The sequence below is a fragment of the Burkholderia cepacia GG4 genome (genome assembly GCF_000292915.1).
GTDB lineage: Bacteria > Pseudomonadota > Gammaproteobacteria > Burkholderiales > Burkholderiaceae > Burkholderia > Burkholderia cepacia_D.
Map to the genome: position 1 here is coordinate 2,624,032 of NC_018514.1, position 15,418 is coordinate 2,639,449.

Here is a 15,418-nt window from a genome sequence, read left to right on the forward strand (position 1 = left end):
CACCGTTTCACAGCTCCCGAAAAACCTCACCTCAAGCGTCCCGGATCACCTCACCTGTGGGATTGCTGTGCCTGCCGGCCCGTCAGTTGCGCGCAAAGCGCGCAACTGCTTCGAATCGGGAAGGCCACGGTCCCGACGCATGTTCGCATTCGGGGCACGATACTTCGAACCCGTCGTCGCCATGCGACAGCTCCGGTTCACCGTCGCAATGCGGGCACTGGTTCGGTACCGGAATCTCGTGATCCAGCGACGTACCGATCGCGGAAAACGCATCCGCATCCAGTTGGCCCGCCTCGGCCAGACGCCGGATCAACGCGGAAATCTCCGGATTCATCCCGCGGCTCGCGCGCAGCGTGTTCACGTCGCGCGTCGCGCGTTCCAGTTCGTCACCCTGGCTGCGCAGCTGTTCCTCGAGCCGGTCCGCGCGGGCCTTGGCCGAACTCAGCTGCTGAAGGAAATCGAATTCCTTGCGCTGCACGTCGCGCAGGCCGCTCTGGTAGGTCGATGCCATGCTGCGCAGCGAATCCAGTTCGACCAGCATCGGTTTGACGCGACGCTCGGCTTCGGCCACCGCATCCTTGATCTGCTGCGCATAGTGCTCGGTACGCTGCTGCAATTCGGCTTGCAGCGTATCGATGCGGTCGCGCAGCGCCGCGTTCTGCGTCTGTTCCGCATCGACGCGGCCGGCCATTGCGGCCAGTTCCTTTTCGAGTCGGGCAACTGTGGTGAGCAGCGTCGCTTCGTTTGCCGAACCGTGCGTCGATTGCGACGCGAGTTGCACTTCGAGTTCGGTCACGCGCGCCTGCAACTGGTCGTTGCGGGTTTCACTGCGGGCGAGCGCGCCTTCGAGTGTTTCCTGGCGGACCGTGGCGTCGCGCAGCCGCTGTTCCGCGTCGGTCACGCCGGCGCGAACCTGTTCGCGGTCAACGTCGAGACTTTCCCGCGCCACTTTCAACGCCTCTTCATATAGCGCGCCGAGCAATGCACCTGCCTTTTCTTCGACCGCTTTCGGAATTGCCGCACCGTCGAGCCTGATCTTGGACGCGGAACGGATGCGTTCCCAGAAGTGATCGATGTCCTTCGGAATATCGCTGGCACTGCCGGTCTGCGTCAGATCGCGAACGTTGGCGGCTGATGGCCGGATGCCCAGATCGAAGAACAGGCGCTTGCAAGCATGCAGCGACAGTTCCTGGCGCCGCGCACCGCTCGCGCGCAGCGATTCCAGTTCTTCTCGGATGACTTCACGCATTTCATCCAGCGTCATGGCAGGACTCACAGACATTGAAATGTTGTGATCATAACGAAATACGTATTTTTTGATACTTGTTTCCGCTGACCGTGGTGAATTTACATCGCTGTGCACAGAAATCGGATCTGTGAGCTGTTCTGGACGAGCCAGCGTTCCGATTCCGTGAAACAAAGCGAAGAAAGTTAGCCAAGTCCTTGTACTAACAGCGTTTTCGAGTAGGCACAGAAAAAGGGCATTTGTTTCACATGACAACGGACATCGCAGCCTGTGGGTGTTCAGGGGTTGGGGTGTCTGTGGAAAACTCGACGGCCGATGTCTTGAGAGTATTAGAAGTAAACACCCTTGAACCCTTAGTTAAAAACGTTAACGCCACGGCACAGCCTTATGTAGCAAGGCTTTCCGGCTGACAAGGTGAAGTTTTACGGGAACCAAGGTGATCTTCTGCGGGAGCTGAAGTGATGGGGTTCAGGGAACTGCGTGAGCCGATGCGGGAAAGGTCGTGAGCGGATTCGGGATCACAGTGAAACACGAGGTTTCCCAAGGGTGAGGGTTTTCGGGTCCGCACAGCCGCGGAGCCCGCGCGGTGACTAGGCACACAGTTTTCTGCCTGTGCAGACATAGGTGAGAATTTGCGGGACCTTCTTCGCGCCCCGATTCTGCCCATCTTTTGGGCAGTTTTCATGAAAGGTGAGGTTTCACGGGACTCCGCGCGGATTTGCTGTGAGGGTTTCCGGGAAACGACTGCCATTTTGCACAGCAAAAGGGCCCTGTGGGGCCTGGGAAGCCCTAAAGGTGAGGCTTTTCGGGAGCGAAATCCGGGTTTTCCAGCCCGGATCCCGTTGAGGTGAGCTTTTTCGGGGCATAAATCACAGCGTGCCGGCGCCCTCACAGGTGAGATTTTTCAGGAGCGCTATTTGCTCGAAAATTGGTCAACGGTGAGGCTTTTCGGGACCTGTGACGGGACGAATTCGCCGAAAAGCCCGCCGGGACTGGCAGAAATCTGATTTTCACTGTGCCTCTTTTGGGCACAGGTGAGGCTTTTCAGGAGCCGACACACAGCTATCGCATCGGCTCGGATGTCAGAAAGGTGAGGCTTTTCGGGGGATGATCGTCGGACACAGCGGAGTGCCTGCGGCACATAAGTATCGGATGCCATTGACATTTTTGATACCACGCCGGTTACGGTGAGATTTTTCGGGAGGTGCTTTCGCGTCCGTTGCAGCGCCGCTTTTTTCAGTAAGGTGAGGTTTTTCGGGAGGTGAAGGCGGTCGATCCCGTGCGTGCCGGGGATTCGTCGGGGGGGGCTGGTCACAGACTTCCGAGCCTGTGAGGTGAGAATTTTCGGGACCGAACGCGTTTTGCACCCTGTACAATGCGCGCCCGGGCCTGTGAAACGGGTTCGATCGACACAGCAGGACGCCATTTCGATCGCCGTTTCCAGCTACCGAACGGGTTCGCGATCGCCCGCACAGGCGCGCCTGTACATGCATACAGGCCGCTGCGGACCGGTCGGCGTGATGCCGGGACATCCAGTGGCGACCCTGTGACGGACGTACGCCGACGCAGTCGTAAAATTACGACAAATCGAAAGGTGAGCGAATACGGGAGCAAGTTTCGCACGTGTCGAGCACAGGCAAAAATCTGTGAATCGGCGCATCCCGCGACACGTCTGGAAGAGTCGGAAACGCCGTAATTCTGGACCGGTGAGCGTTTTCGGGAGGCGGTTGGGGTGAGTGCCGTTTTGCACGCGCACTTCACCGGCTATGGTGAGCATGTCGTTCTGGACGCACATCACCACAGGCGCTATCCTTCCGGAAAACTTCTCCTCCGACCCGACGCATGGCCACGAAGCGCGCCAAGAAAACCGATGTGGATGTGGTGAGTGCCAGTTCAGCCGAATTGCGTAAGGCCGTCGAGGCGATCGCAATTCAGCCGAAGAGCGGCAAGATCACGCTCCTCACCCGCAAGCTGTTCAATGTCCTGCTCGCCGTCGCGCAGCAGGCCGACGACTCGGGCGATACCTATCGCGCGTTGTTGTCGGACATCGTTGCCAACTCCGCTTTCGATTCGAACGACACCGCACTGGTGAAGGAACACCTGCGCCGCATGGTGTCGGTGCAGGTCGAATGGAGCACGGGCACGTCGAGCCAGAAGCCGGGCCGCAAGTGGGGGATCTCGACGCTGATCGCCGATGCGGAAATTCTCGAGGATCCGGCTACCCGCCGCGTGTGGGTCGAATTCTCGTTCGCACCGAAGATCAAGAAGAAGCTGCTCGACCCGGTCCAGTACGCACGCCTGAGCCTGCAGTTCCAGAGCCAGTTGCGCAGCAGCGCCGGCCTCGCGCTCTACGAAATCTGCGTGCGCTACCTGACGAACCCGAGTCACCTGACGATGCGCGAACCGTGGGAATGGTGGCGGCCGATCCTGTCGGGCACGCCGGACACGGAAGCCGGCGACGAGGCGAAGCGCGAGTACAAGTACTTCAAGCGCGACTACCTGCGTCCGGCGATCGCCGAGGTCAACGCGGTCACCAACATCTTCGTCGAACTGATCGAGCATCGTGAAGGTCGGCGGGTCGCGGAGATCCAGTTCCGCGTGACCGAACGCAAGCAGCCGATGCTGGCGCTCGACGAGCATCCGAACGTGTTCGACAGCACGCTGGTCGACCGGATGGTGAAGCTCGGGATTCCGCTCAAGGAAGCGCAGACGCTCTATGCGGACAGCGAGGAAAACCGGATTCGCGCGGCGTTGCAGATGACCGAGCAACGGATGCGCAGCACGACGCTACCGCCGGTGCGCAGCGCGCCCGCGTTGTTCAAGGATGCGCTGAAGAAGGGTTATGCGCCGCCGGTCGAGTCCGTCGACGCGCTGCCCGCCGGCACGCCGTCAGCGAAGGTCGTCGCGGCACAGCCGGACGATCTGAAGGCGCGTCTGTTGAGCGAATTCGCGGCGTTCCGCCGCAAGGAAGCGAAGGTGCTGTACGAGGAGCAAGGCGACGCGGAGCGCGAAGTGGCGCGCGAGTCGTTCGAGTCGGAAGTGCTGCCGACGATGGGCTCGCACCTGCGTGACGACTGGCGCAAGCGCGGCCTCGATTCGAAGCTGGCCGAGACGGCGTTTTTCGACTGGCTGGCCCAGAAGACCTGGGGCGAGCCGACCGACGGCGACCTGCTGTCGTTCACCCTGAATCAATCCCGGGCCGCCTGAGGCCCGTTCAGGCCCGCTGACGGGCCGCCGCCGGCCGCCCGCCCGCACCGGCGGGCCCGGCGCCTCGCCAGGCCCTGCCGGCCGCTTTCCTCAGTCCGACAACAGCATCCGCTCGAGCTGCTCGAGGATCGCGTCGCGCTTGTCCTTCGGGAGGCCGCGCAGGCGCAGTTCGATGCGGTCTTCGCCATACGACTTCAGATCGCCGACCGACTTGCCGCCGAGCTTGATCTCGAGACGCTGCGCATAGCGCTGACGGCCGGCCGGCTTCGGCGTTTCCTGCGCCGCGACGCGGCCCTTGACGATGTCCGACACCTGGCGCGTGCTGAGATCGTCGGACACGATCTTGTTGATCAGCCGCAGCGTCGCGTCGGTGCCGCGCGCATTGTGATAACGGCCGACCTGATACGCCATGTTCGACCCGAAGCGATCGGGGCGCGCGACCATCTCCTGCATCACCGTTTCCGGCAGCTTGCCGATCGACAGCGCAACGGCGACCGTCGATTCGTCGAGGCCGAGATGTTCGGACAGTTCCTTCTGACTCTGGAAGTGCTTGTCGTCGAGGAAGCGACGCCATACGACGGCGTTGTCGAACACCGTCTGCGAATCGCGCTGCACGTTCAGGTCGTAGCCGAGCTTGTAGCTCTGGATCCCGATCGGCACGTCGATCACGATCGCCTTCACCGATTCCTTGTTAGCCTCCTTCAGCGCGCGCACGCGACGGCCGCCGTCGCTGACGAAATACGAGCCCGGATTGTCGTAGTCCGGAATCACGTGGATCGCCTGCTGTTGCCCCTGCTTCGCGAGGTTGACCGCGAGTTCGGCAATCGACGACTTCAGATAGAAGTGGCGCGGGTTGAACGGGCTATGCTTGATCGCCTTCAGCGACAGCTCGATCACCTGGCCGGGCGCGTAGCGGTTCTCCAGACGCCATGCGCGATATTGCGGCGATTCGTCGGTCGACGGATCGAGCAGGACTTCCGGAGCCGGCGGCGGCGTGATGTCTTTCTTGGCGGACTTCGTCGGGGTCGGCGTGGCCGTCTCGGACTTGACGATGCCGTCGATGGCATTCAGTCGATCAAGCGCCGTGCGCTTCTCGCTCGTCGTGATGTCCGGGCGCGCTTGGAATCCTTTTGCAAATTGGGAGGGCTTCATGTGACTCCTTTATGCGCATAAAGTCAGGGCAGCATGGCGACGATTTCGTCGGCACATGCGCGGATTTCCGCAGCGGCCAGCTTGGCGCCGCGATCGTTCATCTGCAGCACGGTCTGACCGAGCGCCATCGCCTGCTTGTACGCTTCCCGGGTCGGGATTTGCGTCTTCAACAGCGGGAAGCCGAGTTCCTCGAGCGCGCGCTTGAGTTCGCGCGTCAGCATGCGCTTCTCTTCGGTCTTGTTCAGCAGGAAGACGGCACGGAGGTCTTCGTTCATCACCTGCGCCTGCTGGATCAGCTTGACCAGCCCGACGCTCGACCAGTAATCGGCCGGCGACGACGAGGTCGGGATCACGGCAATCGATGCGGCGAGCAGCACGACGCCGGACACCTTCTCGGTAATCGACGGCGGGCAGTCGACAACGATGATGTCGTAGTCGTTGATGAACTTCTTGATCTCGCGATGGATCTGGCCGCCGGCTTCGGCGAGGTTGACGACCGGGAAAGGAATACCGGCGTCGCTGTCACCGGATGCGCTCGACCAGTGAATCAGTGTGTTTTGACCGTCTGCGTCGACGACGAGGACGCGCTTTCCTTTCTCATGGAATGCCGCGCCGAGGTGCATGGCAATTGTGCTCTTGCCGACGCCACCTTTTTGTTGAGTGACTGCAATGATTTCCGCGGCCAATTTTCACTCCTGTTTTTGGTCGTTGGAATTCTACAGGACGATATTTATATTTCAATGAAATTGTCGTTCGCCAACTACGCGTTAGCCATTCGGGCTATCGGTTTATGCGCATAAACGAATGGAGGATGCTGGGTGGCTGGAACAGTGGAGTCGAGGTTGTCGCGCGTGGATGATGCGAGACTGGAGAGTCGCGCTGTCAGACGTCTCGTGATCACGTTCGGGAAGCCGGCCGCTGCGATGTGTCAGCACCTGCCCTTCCGCTCGTTGAGAGGGCGCAGCCTCGGTGACGGGTGAGTTTGTGCGCATAAACTTTCGGGTTCTGGTGAGGACCGGCGAGACCAAACCGTCGATTGCACTCACGCACGAATGGGGAGCCAACTCTGCTCCGGCCGACGAGATGCGCGCAAAGCGCGCCGTGTGCGTCGCCGAAGCGCAGTCCGCCCTGCGGTGTTTATGCGCATAAACCATCGAGCGGATCGACGACTACCGTCGGTCGCACACTGGCAGTTGCGTATAAGGTTGAACTGCGACGATGCCCCGGACGCCATCACATATCGAGCCACTCAGGGCATCGAAGCGCGAGCGCTCAACGAGGGCTCCTTCTTGCCGATGCGCTCTGAAACGCGCGATATGAACGGGCATCCCCAACCCGGTAAGGGTGAGCTTTATGCGCATAAACCCAACGACGGATAAGCCATACGGCGGCTTTCGCGCTGCCCCTGCATCACGTCATAGCGATGCGTCGTCACTCACCTGCGCTCTTCGCTCTTGCAGACGGCCTCCGGTGATCGTCCACGCAACACACTTTATGCGCATAAACGCATCAAGCGCGTTTCGCACTCGCTGGCGCGCCCTACGTCACACCGAGTCTTCATTCCCCTCTTCCCCTCTTCCCCTCTTCCCCTCTTCCCCTCGCACGTCGATACCCCGCCGAAACGCCCCCAACCAGACTGGCTACAATACCGACCTCTACCATCCAGGCCTGAACGATGATCACGATCTATCACAATCCCCGCTGCTCGAAGTCCCGCGAGACGCTCGCGCTGGTCGAGACGCTGAACACCACCGGCGCGCCGGTGAATGTCGTCGAGTATCTGAAGACGCCGCCGACGGTCGAGGAACTGGAAGCGCTGCATCGTCAACTTGGGCGCCCGGTGCGCGACATGCTTCGCGACGGAGAGGAGCCGTACAAGACGCTGGCTCTGGCCCGCGCGAATCTGACCGATGCGGAGGCATACGAAGCGATTGCCGCGCATCCGATCCTGCTGCAACGTCCGATCGTCGTGTATCGAGGCAAGGCAGCCATCGGGCGGCCGCCCGAGTCGGTACGTGCGTTGTTCGAATAATTATTGCCTGGCGTATTTTTCTTATCGCGTCACCCCGGCGCGAGTGCGCCGGATCGATCGACTGAAGTCGCGTACCGCAAACGACCTCCGTGGCCGTGACGCCGGCAGCACCGTACGCGACGCTCACCAGCCGCTGGTAGCCGCAATCCAATCACAAGGAGCGCGGCACGCCGGATCGATCGACTGACATCGCATACCGCCGACGATCTCCGACGTCGCGCGCGGGCAGCACCCTCCACAGTGACCGCGAGCCGCCTCCAACGGGCAACCCGACAACCTCATCCGTCGCCCTACCCCGCACTCCCCGAACGACACCGGCAACTCAGTCCTGGCCGTCGCCCGACGATTCATCCGCCTTCCCGGCCGCCCCATCCCTCGCACCCCGCCCCGCCGCCGCTTGCGCGGCCGTCCGCAGCAGCGCGATCTGGCCGCGATAGGCCCGGCAACCGCTGCAGACCGGCAGATGCACGCGCACCTGCACGCGCTCGTGCAGCGTCAAAGACCGGTCGAGTGCATCCGACAGCAGTCGCGTCACGTTCCTACATTTCCCCGGCAGCATCTTCGGTCGTCAGTCCTTTTTCGCTGAGGCAGGTGCGCAGGCGCGTGCGCGCCCGATATAGCAGCACGCTGCAATGATTCGTCGTCAACGTCAGTTCGCTGCAGATGTCGTTGATTTCGACATCGAGGAATTCGCGCATCATGAACACGCGCCCGATTTGTTCCGGCAGATGGTCGAGGCAGACCTGGAACAGCGTCCAGAACTGTTGTTGCTGCAGCAGCGTTTCGGGGCGCGGCCACGGTCGCGGCTTCGTATGCGCGGCCCAGTGCCCGTTTTCCTTGAACAACTCGCGATCGAGCACGGATTCGCCGTCGAGCTCCGCATCGAGCGCGGACAGGCTCACCGTCCGCTGCCGCGCGCGCAAGATGTCGATCAGCTTGTTGCGCAGGATGCCGAACACCCAGGTCTTGTGGGCGGACCGTCCGGCGAACTCGCCCGCGTGCGACCACGCGGCGGTCAGCGCTTCCTGCACCGCATCTTCGGCCGCATCGGCATCGCGGAGCTGAAGTCGCGCGAAACGCAGCAGGTCGTGCCGCAGTTGCGAGAGGTAGGCGGGATCGTCGTACGCGGACGGCATGGCGGGTCGGGAGTCTCAAGGAGCGATCGCGCGCATGCCACCGGGCGGGCTTGTCGCGGTCCGAGCAGCTTACTGGGCGCGACGCCGACCCGCAATGCATGTTCCGTCACGAATTCACGAATCCTGCCGGCGCGCTGCGCTATGCTTGCCGGAGCCCTACGTCGCGCGCCGCGAAATCGCGATGCAGGCGGTCTGTAACATCAGACCATAACGATCAAGTTATCCACAATTTCTGTGGAAAACCTTGTGGAAAGTCGGCCGCTCGGCCCCGTGGGACGGCTCGCGGGCTGGCTTGCCTATAAACAGACCTTTGTCGTCTGTTCAGAATCAATCGATCCGATTCCTTACTCACCGGAAGGAGAAAACCATGTCCTATCGTGTTGCGGTCGTCGTCGGCAGTCTGCGTCGCGGTTCCTGGAACCGTGCGCTCGCGCATGCCGTGATCTCGCTCGCCCCCGCCGATTTCTCGTTCGAATTCGTCGAGATCGGCGAACTGCCGCTGTACAGCCAGGATTACGACGCGGATTTTCCGGAAGTCGCGCAGCGCTTCAAGAAGTCGATCGAAGCGGCCGACGCGCTGCTGTTCGTCACGCCCGAGTACAACCGGTCGATCCCGGGCGTGCTGAAGAACGCGCTCGACTGGGGCTCGCGCCCGTGGGGTCACAACTCGTGGTCCGGCAAGCCGGGCGCGGTGCTCGGCACGTCGCCGGGCGCGGTCGGTACCGCGCTCGCGCAGCAACACCTGCGCAACGTGCTCGCGTATCTCGACGTGAAGATGCTCGGCCAGCCCGAGATGTTCATCAAGCACGACCCGGCGCGCATCGACGACCAAGGCCAGATCGTCAGCGAGGATACCCGCAAGTTCCTGCAGGGCTTCGTCGATCGCTACGTCGACTGGGTGCGCGTGCTGAAGGCGGCCTGATCGCCCTCCCCTTCCCGCTGTCGGCGCCGGGCCCGCGTGCCGTGGGTCAGGTGCCGGTGTGCCGCGCATCGCGCGCTTCGCGGATCCCGAGCAGGATCTCGTCGAGCAGCGCGATGTCGAACGGCTTCGACAACACGCGCACGTTGACGGTGCGCGTGCGATCGAGTTCCTCCGCGTAACCCGTGACCAGAATCACGGGCAGCTTCCCCGGCCGCCTGGCGATGGCTTCGGCGAGATCGATGCCGTTCAGGCTGCCCGGCATGTGGATATCCGAAATCACCAGGTCGAACGTGTCGTTCGCGGCCGCGCCTTCGACCAGGCGCAACGCGTCGTCGGCGGTGGGCGCATAGGTCACGCGGTGCCCGAGCAGCGTGATCAGCGCTTCGGTGCCGGCCGCGACTTCGCTGTTGTCTTCCACCAGCAGCACGTGCAGGCCCGCGAGCGCGCTCGTGTCGTGTGCGACGGCGGTGTGCGGCCGCGCGACGATGTCCTCGACGCGCGCGCGCGGCAGGTAGAGGCGCACCGAGGTGCCGGCGCCGACCGCGCTGTCGATCGTCGCGAGGCCACCCGAGCGCTCGCAGAACGCGAACACCTGCGGTAGCCCGAGGCCCGTTCCCATCCCCTGCGCCTTCGTCGTGAACAGCGGCTCGAACGCGCGCGCGAGCACGTCGGGCGCCATGCCCGAACCCGTATCGTCGAGCGAGATCTGCACGAAATCGCCGGTCAGCGGAAAGCCGTCCTCGCGGCGCAGCGTCACGTTGCGCGCGCCGACCGTGAAGCGGCCGCCGGTCGTCATCGCGTCGCGCGCGTTGACCGCGAGGTTGATCACCGCGAGCTCGAGCTCCGCGACATCGATCCGGATCGGCCACACGCCGGGTTCGATCGCGACGACCAGCAACGACTTCGAACCGAGCGATGTCTTCAGCAGTTCGCGACACGTGTCGAGCCATTGGCCGATGTCGATCGTCTCGTTGTGCAGCGGCTGCTTGCGTGCGACGCCGAGCAGCTGGCGCGTGAGCGACTGGCCGTTCTTCAGCGCGCGTTCGATCGCGTCGAGTTCCTTGTCGAGTTGCTGGACCCCGCGTCGCCGCACGATCTGCACGTTGCTCGAGATGATCATCAGCAGGTTGTTGAAATCGTGCGCGACGCTGCCGACCAGGTTGCCGAGCGCCTGCATCTTGCGCGACTGCCGGTACGCCGATTCGATCGAGCGCCGCATCGACGCCTCCGCCTGCCAGCGGTCCCACGCCTCCTCTTCCGCCTTCAGCCGCTTCAGCGACAGCCAGATCACCGACCACAGCGCGACCGACGGCGCGAACATCGAGATGAACAGCACGCTCAGGTGTTCGTACCATTCGCGCCAGATTGCCGAGGTCCGGTACGCGCAGGTCACGTATACGGGGTAGCTGCCGACCTGGCGGTACGCGACGATCTCGCTGCCGGCGCCGTCATGGCGCACGCGCACGATGCCCATGCGCGGATCGTTGCTGGCGTTGCCGAAGGTGGCGATGCGATCGGTGTGCGCAAGCGACGGCGGCGGCGGGTACGACGCGATCACCGCGCCGTCGGAGCGTGCGAGCGCCATCGTCATCGGCGTGGCCGCGCCGCCGAGCAGGTCGCGGTAGAACGCGTTGAAATACGACGACTTGAGCGCGATCGACACCATCCCGGCGAACGAACCGTCGCTATGGCGTCGCGCGACGCCCGTGTTGAACACGGGGATGTTCTCGAGCTTGAGCGGCCCCATCATCAGCCGCGAGATATGTTCGATGACCTTGCCGTCGCGAATGCCCACGAAGTCGTCGCGGTTCGCGATCGACGCATAGGGCGCCGGATAGTAGAGGCTGTTCGCGAGCAGCATCCCGCTCGCGCCGAAGATAGACACCGCAGCCACCTGCGGATAGCCGCCGCCGATGGTGTTCAGCGCTTCGTGGATGTCGGACTCCTGGCGGCGCACGGTGGCGTCGTCCATGTCCTGCACGAGGTCGACGATGCGCGCATCGAGCGTTTCGCTCAGGTCGAACACCTTGAGCGCATGCTCCTCGGCGACGCGCACGGTGCGCATCGTCACGTCGCTTGCCGCGGCTTCGCGCGTCCTCAGGTCGTTGTACGCCATCACCGACACGTAGATGCACGGCAGCACGATCGCCGCGACGAGCAGCACGATCAGCGTGACGCGACGCACCGCGAAATCGTGCTCGGGCGCGCCGGCCGCATAGCTGCCGTCGTCCTGCCAGTCGTCAGCGGGTGTGGAGGCGTGAGTGCGGGAGTCGGCGGGCCGTTCGGACGTCATCAAGGAAAGCGGGTGAAGCGGAGGTGTTCCATCATAAACGAGTTGCGCATGCCCGCCGCGCCGCCGCACGTGCGCGCTACCTGTCAGGTCCGACAGGGGAACACTGAAAGATTGAAAACGCTATGAATCCGGCAGCGCAAACGTACACAAGGAAAAATTTTGCGTGCTTATCCCGGAAATGGTCGCGGCTGTTTTCGGAATGCCGGGCGATCGGATCGATTCTGTTTGAAATAGTGAAAATGGCGAGTTGCACCGCCTCCGGTTTACTCAGAGAATCGCGCCTTGCTTTCCCTATGACAGATATATGCGCCCGCCGGCGTTTGCCGCGCGGTGCGTCGCGTGCATCGTACCGCGGCGCCCGCGCACGGCCGCACGGCGGTTGCCCGCGCTTGATTGCATGGCGGCTCAAGAAATGCGCCGAGCGGTCGTTAACGCGAGAGAGACCATTCCGTATACCGCTTCGCCGCCATGCCTTTGCCGATTGTGATTGCCGACGATTCCTTGCTCGCTCGCAAACTTCTCACAAAGGCGCTGCCGGGAGACTGGGACGTCGATGTCGCGTATGCAGCGAATGGTCGCGAGGCCTTGGCGCTCTATCGTGACGGCAAAGCTTCCGTGATGTTTCTGGACCTGACGATGCCCGACATGAACGGCTATCAGGTGCTGGAGACACTGCGCCACGAAGATCTGAACACGTTCGTGATCGTGGTATCCGCCGATATCCAGCCGCAGGCGCAAGCCCGCGTGCGCGAGATGGGCGCGATCGCATTCGTTGCCAAGCCCGTGACGCCGGAGGCGTTGCTGCCCATTCTCAAGGAGTATGGGTTGTATGCCTGAATCGGTGTTCACGGCGGAGCAACGCGACGCGTTGCAGGAAATCGCCAACCTCGCGATGGGCCGCGCCGCTGCGCGGCTCGCGCTGCTGCTCGGGCACTTCATCGAGCTGTCGGTACCGCGCGTGCGCATCGTGAAGGCCGCCGATGCGGGCGACGCGTTGCGCGAGATGACCGGCATCCACGAGAACGTGACGGCCGTGCGCCAGGGCTTCCGCTCAGACATCAAGGGCGAGGCGATCGTGCTGTGCCGCAGCGCGGGCGTCGCGCGGCTCATGTCGCTGATGGAGCGCACGTTCGGCGACGGCGCGTACGCCGGCATGGCGACGCAGGACGAACTCGTGTTCGACGTCGCCAACGTGCTGATGAGCGCCTGCGTCGCGTCGATCCTCGACGAGTTCGGCCGCAAGCCCGTGTTCTTCCCGCCGGGGCTGCTCGGCGCGAACGTGTCGTTCGACGACGTGTTCCAGGCCAACGCGCTCGCGTGGAGCGTCGCGCTGCTGCTCGAGGTGAACTTCGGGCTCGAGGATCACGCGTTCCGCGCACATTTCGTGATGCTGATGGCCGAGGATTCGATCCGCTTGATGGGCGACGCGCTCGACGCGTTGCTGTCCGCGCTATGAACGCCGCTACCGGAACCGCGTCGCTGAGCGACCTCGTGATCGAACGGGTGGGCTTCGGCCTGTTCGTGCTCGACCGCACGATGACCGTGCTGATGTGGAACCGCTTCATGCAGGACCACAGCGGTATCCCGGCCGCCGACGTGATCGGCCGCGACCTGTTCGACTGCTTTCCGGAACTGCCGCGCGCGTGGCTCGAACGCAAGCTCGAGAGCGTGTTCCAGCTCGGCAGCTTCGCGTTCAGCTCGTGGGAGCAGCGACCCTACCTGTTTCGTTTCGAGCACGACCGGCCGATCACGGGCGGCGTCGACTACATGCAGCAGGACTGCACGTTCATGCCGCTCACGCGCGGCCGCGACGTCGAGGCCGTGTGCGTGACGATCTCGGACGTTACGCACGTGAGCGTGATGCAGCGTGAGCGCGAGGAGGCGGTCGCGAAGCTGCGCGAACATGCGAATCGCGACGGCCTCACCGGCATCGCGAACCGGCGTTTCTTCGAGACGCAGCTCGGCAACGAGTTCGCGCGCTGGCAGCGCTACGGCGGCGACCTGTCGGTGCTGCTGTTCGACCTCGACCACTTCAAGACGATCAACGACCGGTTCGGGCACGCGGCCGGCGATGCTGTATTGCGCGAGACGGCGCGCCGCGTCGCGTCGATCGTGCGCGCGCAGGACACGTTCGGCCGTTTCGGCGGCGAGGAATTCGCGCTGCTGCTGCCGTGCACGAATCTCGACGAGGCGATGCTCGTGGCCGACAAGGTGCGCGATGCGATCGGCCGCACGCCGGTCGATGCGGAGGGCGTCAGCGTGCCGGTGACGGCGAGCGTCGGCGGCGCGTGCGCGAAGGCGGGCGCGCCGGCGTGCGAGGTGCTCGTCAACGAGGCCGACACCGCGCTCTATCGCGCGAAGCGGCTCGGGCGCGATCGGTCGATCGCCTACGCGTAACCGCTGCGCCGCGCGTCCGACGCGCGTGGTTCAGCTTTTCGCGATGTCCGCCAGCACGCCGGCCAGCACGGCCGGCTGCGACATGAACGGCGAATGGCTGCTGTCGAGCTGGTGCACGTGCGTCGGGTTGTCGGGCGCGAACACGTCGGCTTCGTCGATGAAGCGCTGCTGCAGCGCGGGCAGGATCACGCGATCCTGCAGGCACTTGATGTAGTGCCGGTCGATCGCGCCCCAGCGCGAGACGGTCGTCGGGATCGCGGTGGCGAACGGCGCGGCCGGCACGTCGCAGGTCATCAGGTTCGCCACCGCTTCGAAGTCGGCCTGCGACACGTCGTCGTACAGCGCGCGCTTCGCCATCTCGCGATACGCGGCGTCGCCGCTGCGCGGATCGATTCGCAGCGAGCCCGCGACGCGCGGGCTCGCGAGCATCAGCGGGCCCAGCATCTCGCCGGTGTTCTCGGGCGCACGCACGTAGTCGAGGCCCGGCACGCCCGACGCGGGCATGAATGCAGCGAGGTAGACGATCTTCGCGATCTTCTCCGGCGCGCGTTCCGCTGCTGCCGTGACCGCCAGGCCACCCATGCTGTGCCCGACGAGGACGACCTTGCCGCGGCCGAGCGCGTAAGCGTCGTCGACGGCCTGCATTACCTGCGACGCGTAATCGTCGAGCGTCGTGTTCGCGACCGGCGACGGCTCGGCGCCGAACGCGTCCCGGTCGAGCGGCCGGGCGAGATACGACGCGGGGAAGCGTGCGTTGATGCCGTGTGCGGGCAGGTCGCGCGCGATCGACAGGTAGCCGCGCGCGGCCAGCGCGGTCGCGACGTGCGCATAGCACCACGCACCGTGCCACGCGCCGTGCACGAGCACGAAAACGGGATGGTCGGCGTGCGGGGTGGCGGTTACGTTCGTCTCCATGGTGTCCGTGTATTTTTGAGAAAGATGTCCATCTTAGACGAAGCCGCGCGCGTCCAAGCATGAAGCCGCAGCCCGACCGTGTGCGCGCTCGCGCCGGGTGTCGCGATTGCGCCCTTTT

At 63.7% G+C, this 15,418-nt stretch carries 13 protein-coding genes; 6 read left to right on the top strand and 7 right to left on the bottom strand.

From position 1 onward, the window contains the following. Positions 1-82: 82 nt before the first annotated feature. Positions 83-1,264: a DNA-binding protein gene (locus GEM_RS27520; protein WP_014900703.1), complete on the bottom strand. Its 1,182-nt coding sequence runs from the start codon at positions 1,262-1,264 to the stop codon at positions 83-85. Between the two features lie 1,824 nt (positions 1,265-3,088). Between GEM_RS27520 and GEM_RS27525 the strand changes: the two genes are divergently transcribed. Further along, complete coding sequence (locus tag GEM_RS27525; RefSeq protein WP_014900704.1) at positions 3,089-4,453, top strand: replication initiation protein; 1,365 nt, start codon at positions 3,089-3,091, stop codon at positions 4,451-4,453. Positions 4,454-4,543: 90 nt separating this feature from the next. On the opposite strand, the gene GEM_RS27530 is transcribed toward GEM_RS27525, so the two are convergent. After that, a complete protein-coding gene (locus GEM_RS27530; RefSeq protein ID WP_014900705.1) occupies positions 4,544-5,605 on the bottom strand; it encodes a ParB/RepB/Spo0J family partition protein in 1,062 nt (353 codons plus the stop codon). 23 nt (positions 5,606-5,628) lie between these two features. Further along, on the bottom strand, positions 5,629-6,291 hold the full coding sequence (gene parA / locus GEM_RS27535) for a ParA family partition ATPase (protein WP_014900706.1): 663 nt from the start codon (positions 6,289-6,291) through the stop codon (positions 5,629-5,631). A gap of 989 nt (positions 6,292-7,280) precedes the next feature. Between parA and arsC the strand changes: the two genes are divergently transcribed. Continuing rightward, positions 7,281-7,637, top strand: a complete 357-nt coding sequence (gene arsC, locus GEM_RS27540; protein WP_014900707.1) for an arsenate reductase (glutaredoxin) — start codon at positions 7,281-7,283, stop codon at positions 7,635-7,637. A 322-nt stretch (positions 7,638-7,959) separates the two neighbouring features. Here the strand turns inward: arsC and GEM_RS27545 are convergent, their stop codons facing one another. Further along, positions 7,960-8,196 carry a zf-HC2 domain-containing protein gene (locus GEM_RS27545; protein WP_014900708.1) on the bottom strand — a complete coding sequence of 79 codons (237 nt, stop codon included), beginning with the start codon at positions 8,194-8,196 and terminating at the stop codon, positions 7,960-7,962. Then, positions 8,177-8,773, bottom strand: a complete 597-nt coding sequence (locus GEM_RS27550) for an RNA polymerase factor sigma-70 (RefSeq protein WP_014900709.1) — start codon at positions 8,771-8,773, stop codon at positions 8,177-8,179. Before GEM_RS27550 ends, GEM_RS27545 begins: the two co-directional genes overlap by 20 nt. Before the next feature lie 367 nt (positions 8,774-9,140). On the opposite strand from GEM_RS27550, the gene GEM_RS27555 reads away from it, so the two are divergent. Continuing rightward, on the top strand, positions 9,141-9,695 hold the full coding sequence (locus GEM_RS27555; protein ID WP_014900710.1) for an NADPH-dependent FMN reductase: 555 nt from the start codon (positions 9,141-9,143) through the stop codon (positions 9,693-9,695). Between the two features lie 46 nt (positions 9,696-9,741). On the opposite strand, the gene GEM_RS27560 is transcribed toward GEM_RS27555, so the two are convergent. Further along, positions 9,742-11,988, bottom strand: coding sequence for a hybrid sensor histidine kinase/response regulator (locus GEM_RS27560; RefSeq protein ID WP_014900711.1), 2,247 nt, complete (start codon positions 11,986-11,988; stop codon positions 9,742-9,744). Between the two features lie 468 nt (positions 11,989-12,456). Here GEM_RS27560 and GEM_RS27565 point away from each other — a divergent pair, with 468 nt between their 5' ends. From GEM_RS27565 to GEM_RS27575, 3 genes are read left to right on the top strand one after another with little or no spacing between them, the layout of a single operon-like run. Then, a complete protein-coding gene (locus tag GEM_RS27565) occupies positions 12,457-12,825 on the top strand; it encodes a response regulator (protein WP_014900712.1) in 369 nt (122 codons plus the stop codon). Then, on the top strand, positions 12,818-13,444 hold the full coding sequence (locus tag GEM_RS27570) for a chemotaxis protein CheC (RefSeq protein WP_014900713.1): 627 nt from the start codon (positions 12,818-12,820) through the stop codon (positions 13,442-13,444). Before GEM_RS27565 ends, GEM_RS27570 begins: the two co-directional genes overlap by 8 nt. Further along, complete coding sequence (locus GEM_RS27575; RefSeq protein WP_014900714.1) at positions 13,441-14,385, top strand: GGDEF domain-containing protein; 945 nt, start codon at positions 13,441-13,443, stop codon at positions 14,383-14,385. Before GEM_RS27570 ends, GEM_RS27575 begins: the two co-directional genes overlap by 4 nt. A 30-nt stretch (positions 14,386-14,415) precedes the next feature. Here GEM_RS27575 and GEM_RS27580 read toward each other — a convergent pair whose 3' ends face one another. Next, positions 14,416-15,300: an alpha/beta fold hydrolase gene (locus GEM_RS27580; RefSeq protein ID WP_014900715.1), complete on the bottom strand. Its 885-nt coding sequence runs from the start codon at positions 15,298-15,300 to the stop codon at positions 14,416-14,418. Positions 15,301-15,418 lie beyond the last annotated feature (118 nt).

What these genes read in the sequence shown, in the direction of transcription:
- GEM_RS27520 (WP_014900703.1), bottom strand. Translation starts at nt 1,264, where the DNA reads ATGACGCTGGATGAAATGCGTGAAGTCATCCGAGAAGAACTGGAATCG.
- GEM_RS27555 (WP_014900710.1), top strand. Translation starts at nt 9,141, where the DNA reads ATGTCCTATCGTGTTGCGGTCGTCGTCGGCAGTCTGCGTCGCGGTTCC.
- GEM_RS27560 (WP_014900711.1), bottom strand. Translation starts at nt 11,988, where the DNA reads ATGACGTCCGAACGGCCCGCCGACTCCCGCACTCACGCCTCCACACCC.
- GEM_RS27580 (WP_014900715.1), bottom strand. Translation starts at nt 15,300, where the DNA reads ATGGAGACGAACGTAACCGCCACCCCGCACGCCGACCATCCCGTTTTC.
- GEM_RS27565 (WP_014900712.1), top strand. Translation starts at nt 12,457, where the DNA reads ATGCCTTTGCCGATTGTGATTGCCGACGATTCCTTGCTCGCTCGCAAA.
- GEM_RS27530 (WP_014900705.1), bottom strand. Translation starts at nt 5,605, where the DNA reads ATGAAGCCCTCCCAATTTGCAAAAGGATTCCAAGCGCGCCCGGACATC.
- GEM_RS27550 (WP_014900709.1), bottom strand. Translation starts at nt 8,773, where the DNA reads ATGCCGTCCGCGTACGACGATCCCGCCTACCTCTCGCAACTGCGGCAC.
- arsC (WP_014900707.1), top strand. Translation starts at nt 7,281, where the DNA reads ATGATCACGATCTATCACAATCCCCGCTGCTCGAAGTCCCGCGAGACG.
- GEM_RS27525 (WP_014900704.1), top strand. Translation starts at nt 3,089, where the DNA reads ATGGCCACGAAGCGCGCCAAGAAAACCGATGTGGATGTGGTGAGTGCC.
- GEM_RS27570 (WP_014900713.1), top strand. Translation starts at nt 12,818, where the DNA reads ATGCCTGAATCGGTGTTCACGGCGGAGCAACGCGACGCGTTGCAGGAA.
- GEM_RS27545 (WP_014900708.1), bottom strand. Translation starts at nt 8,196, where the DNA reads ATGCTGCCGGGGAAATGTAGGAACGTGACGCGACTGCTGTCGGATGCA.
- GEM_RS27575 (WP_014900714.1), top strand. Translation starts at nt 13,441, where the DNA reads ATGAACGCCGCTACCGGAACCGCGTCGCTGAGCGACCTCGTGATCGAA.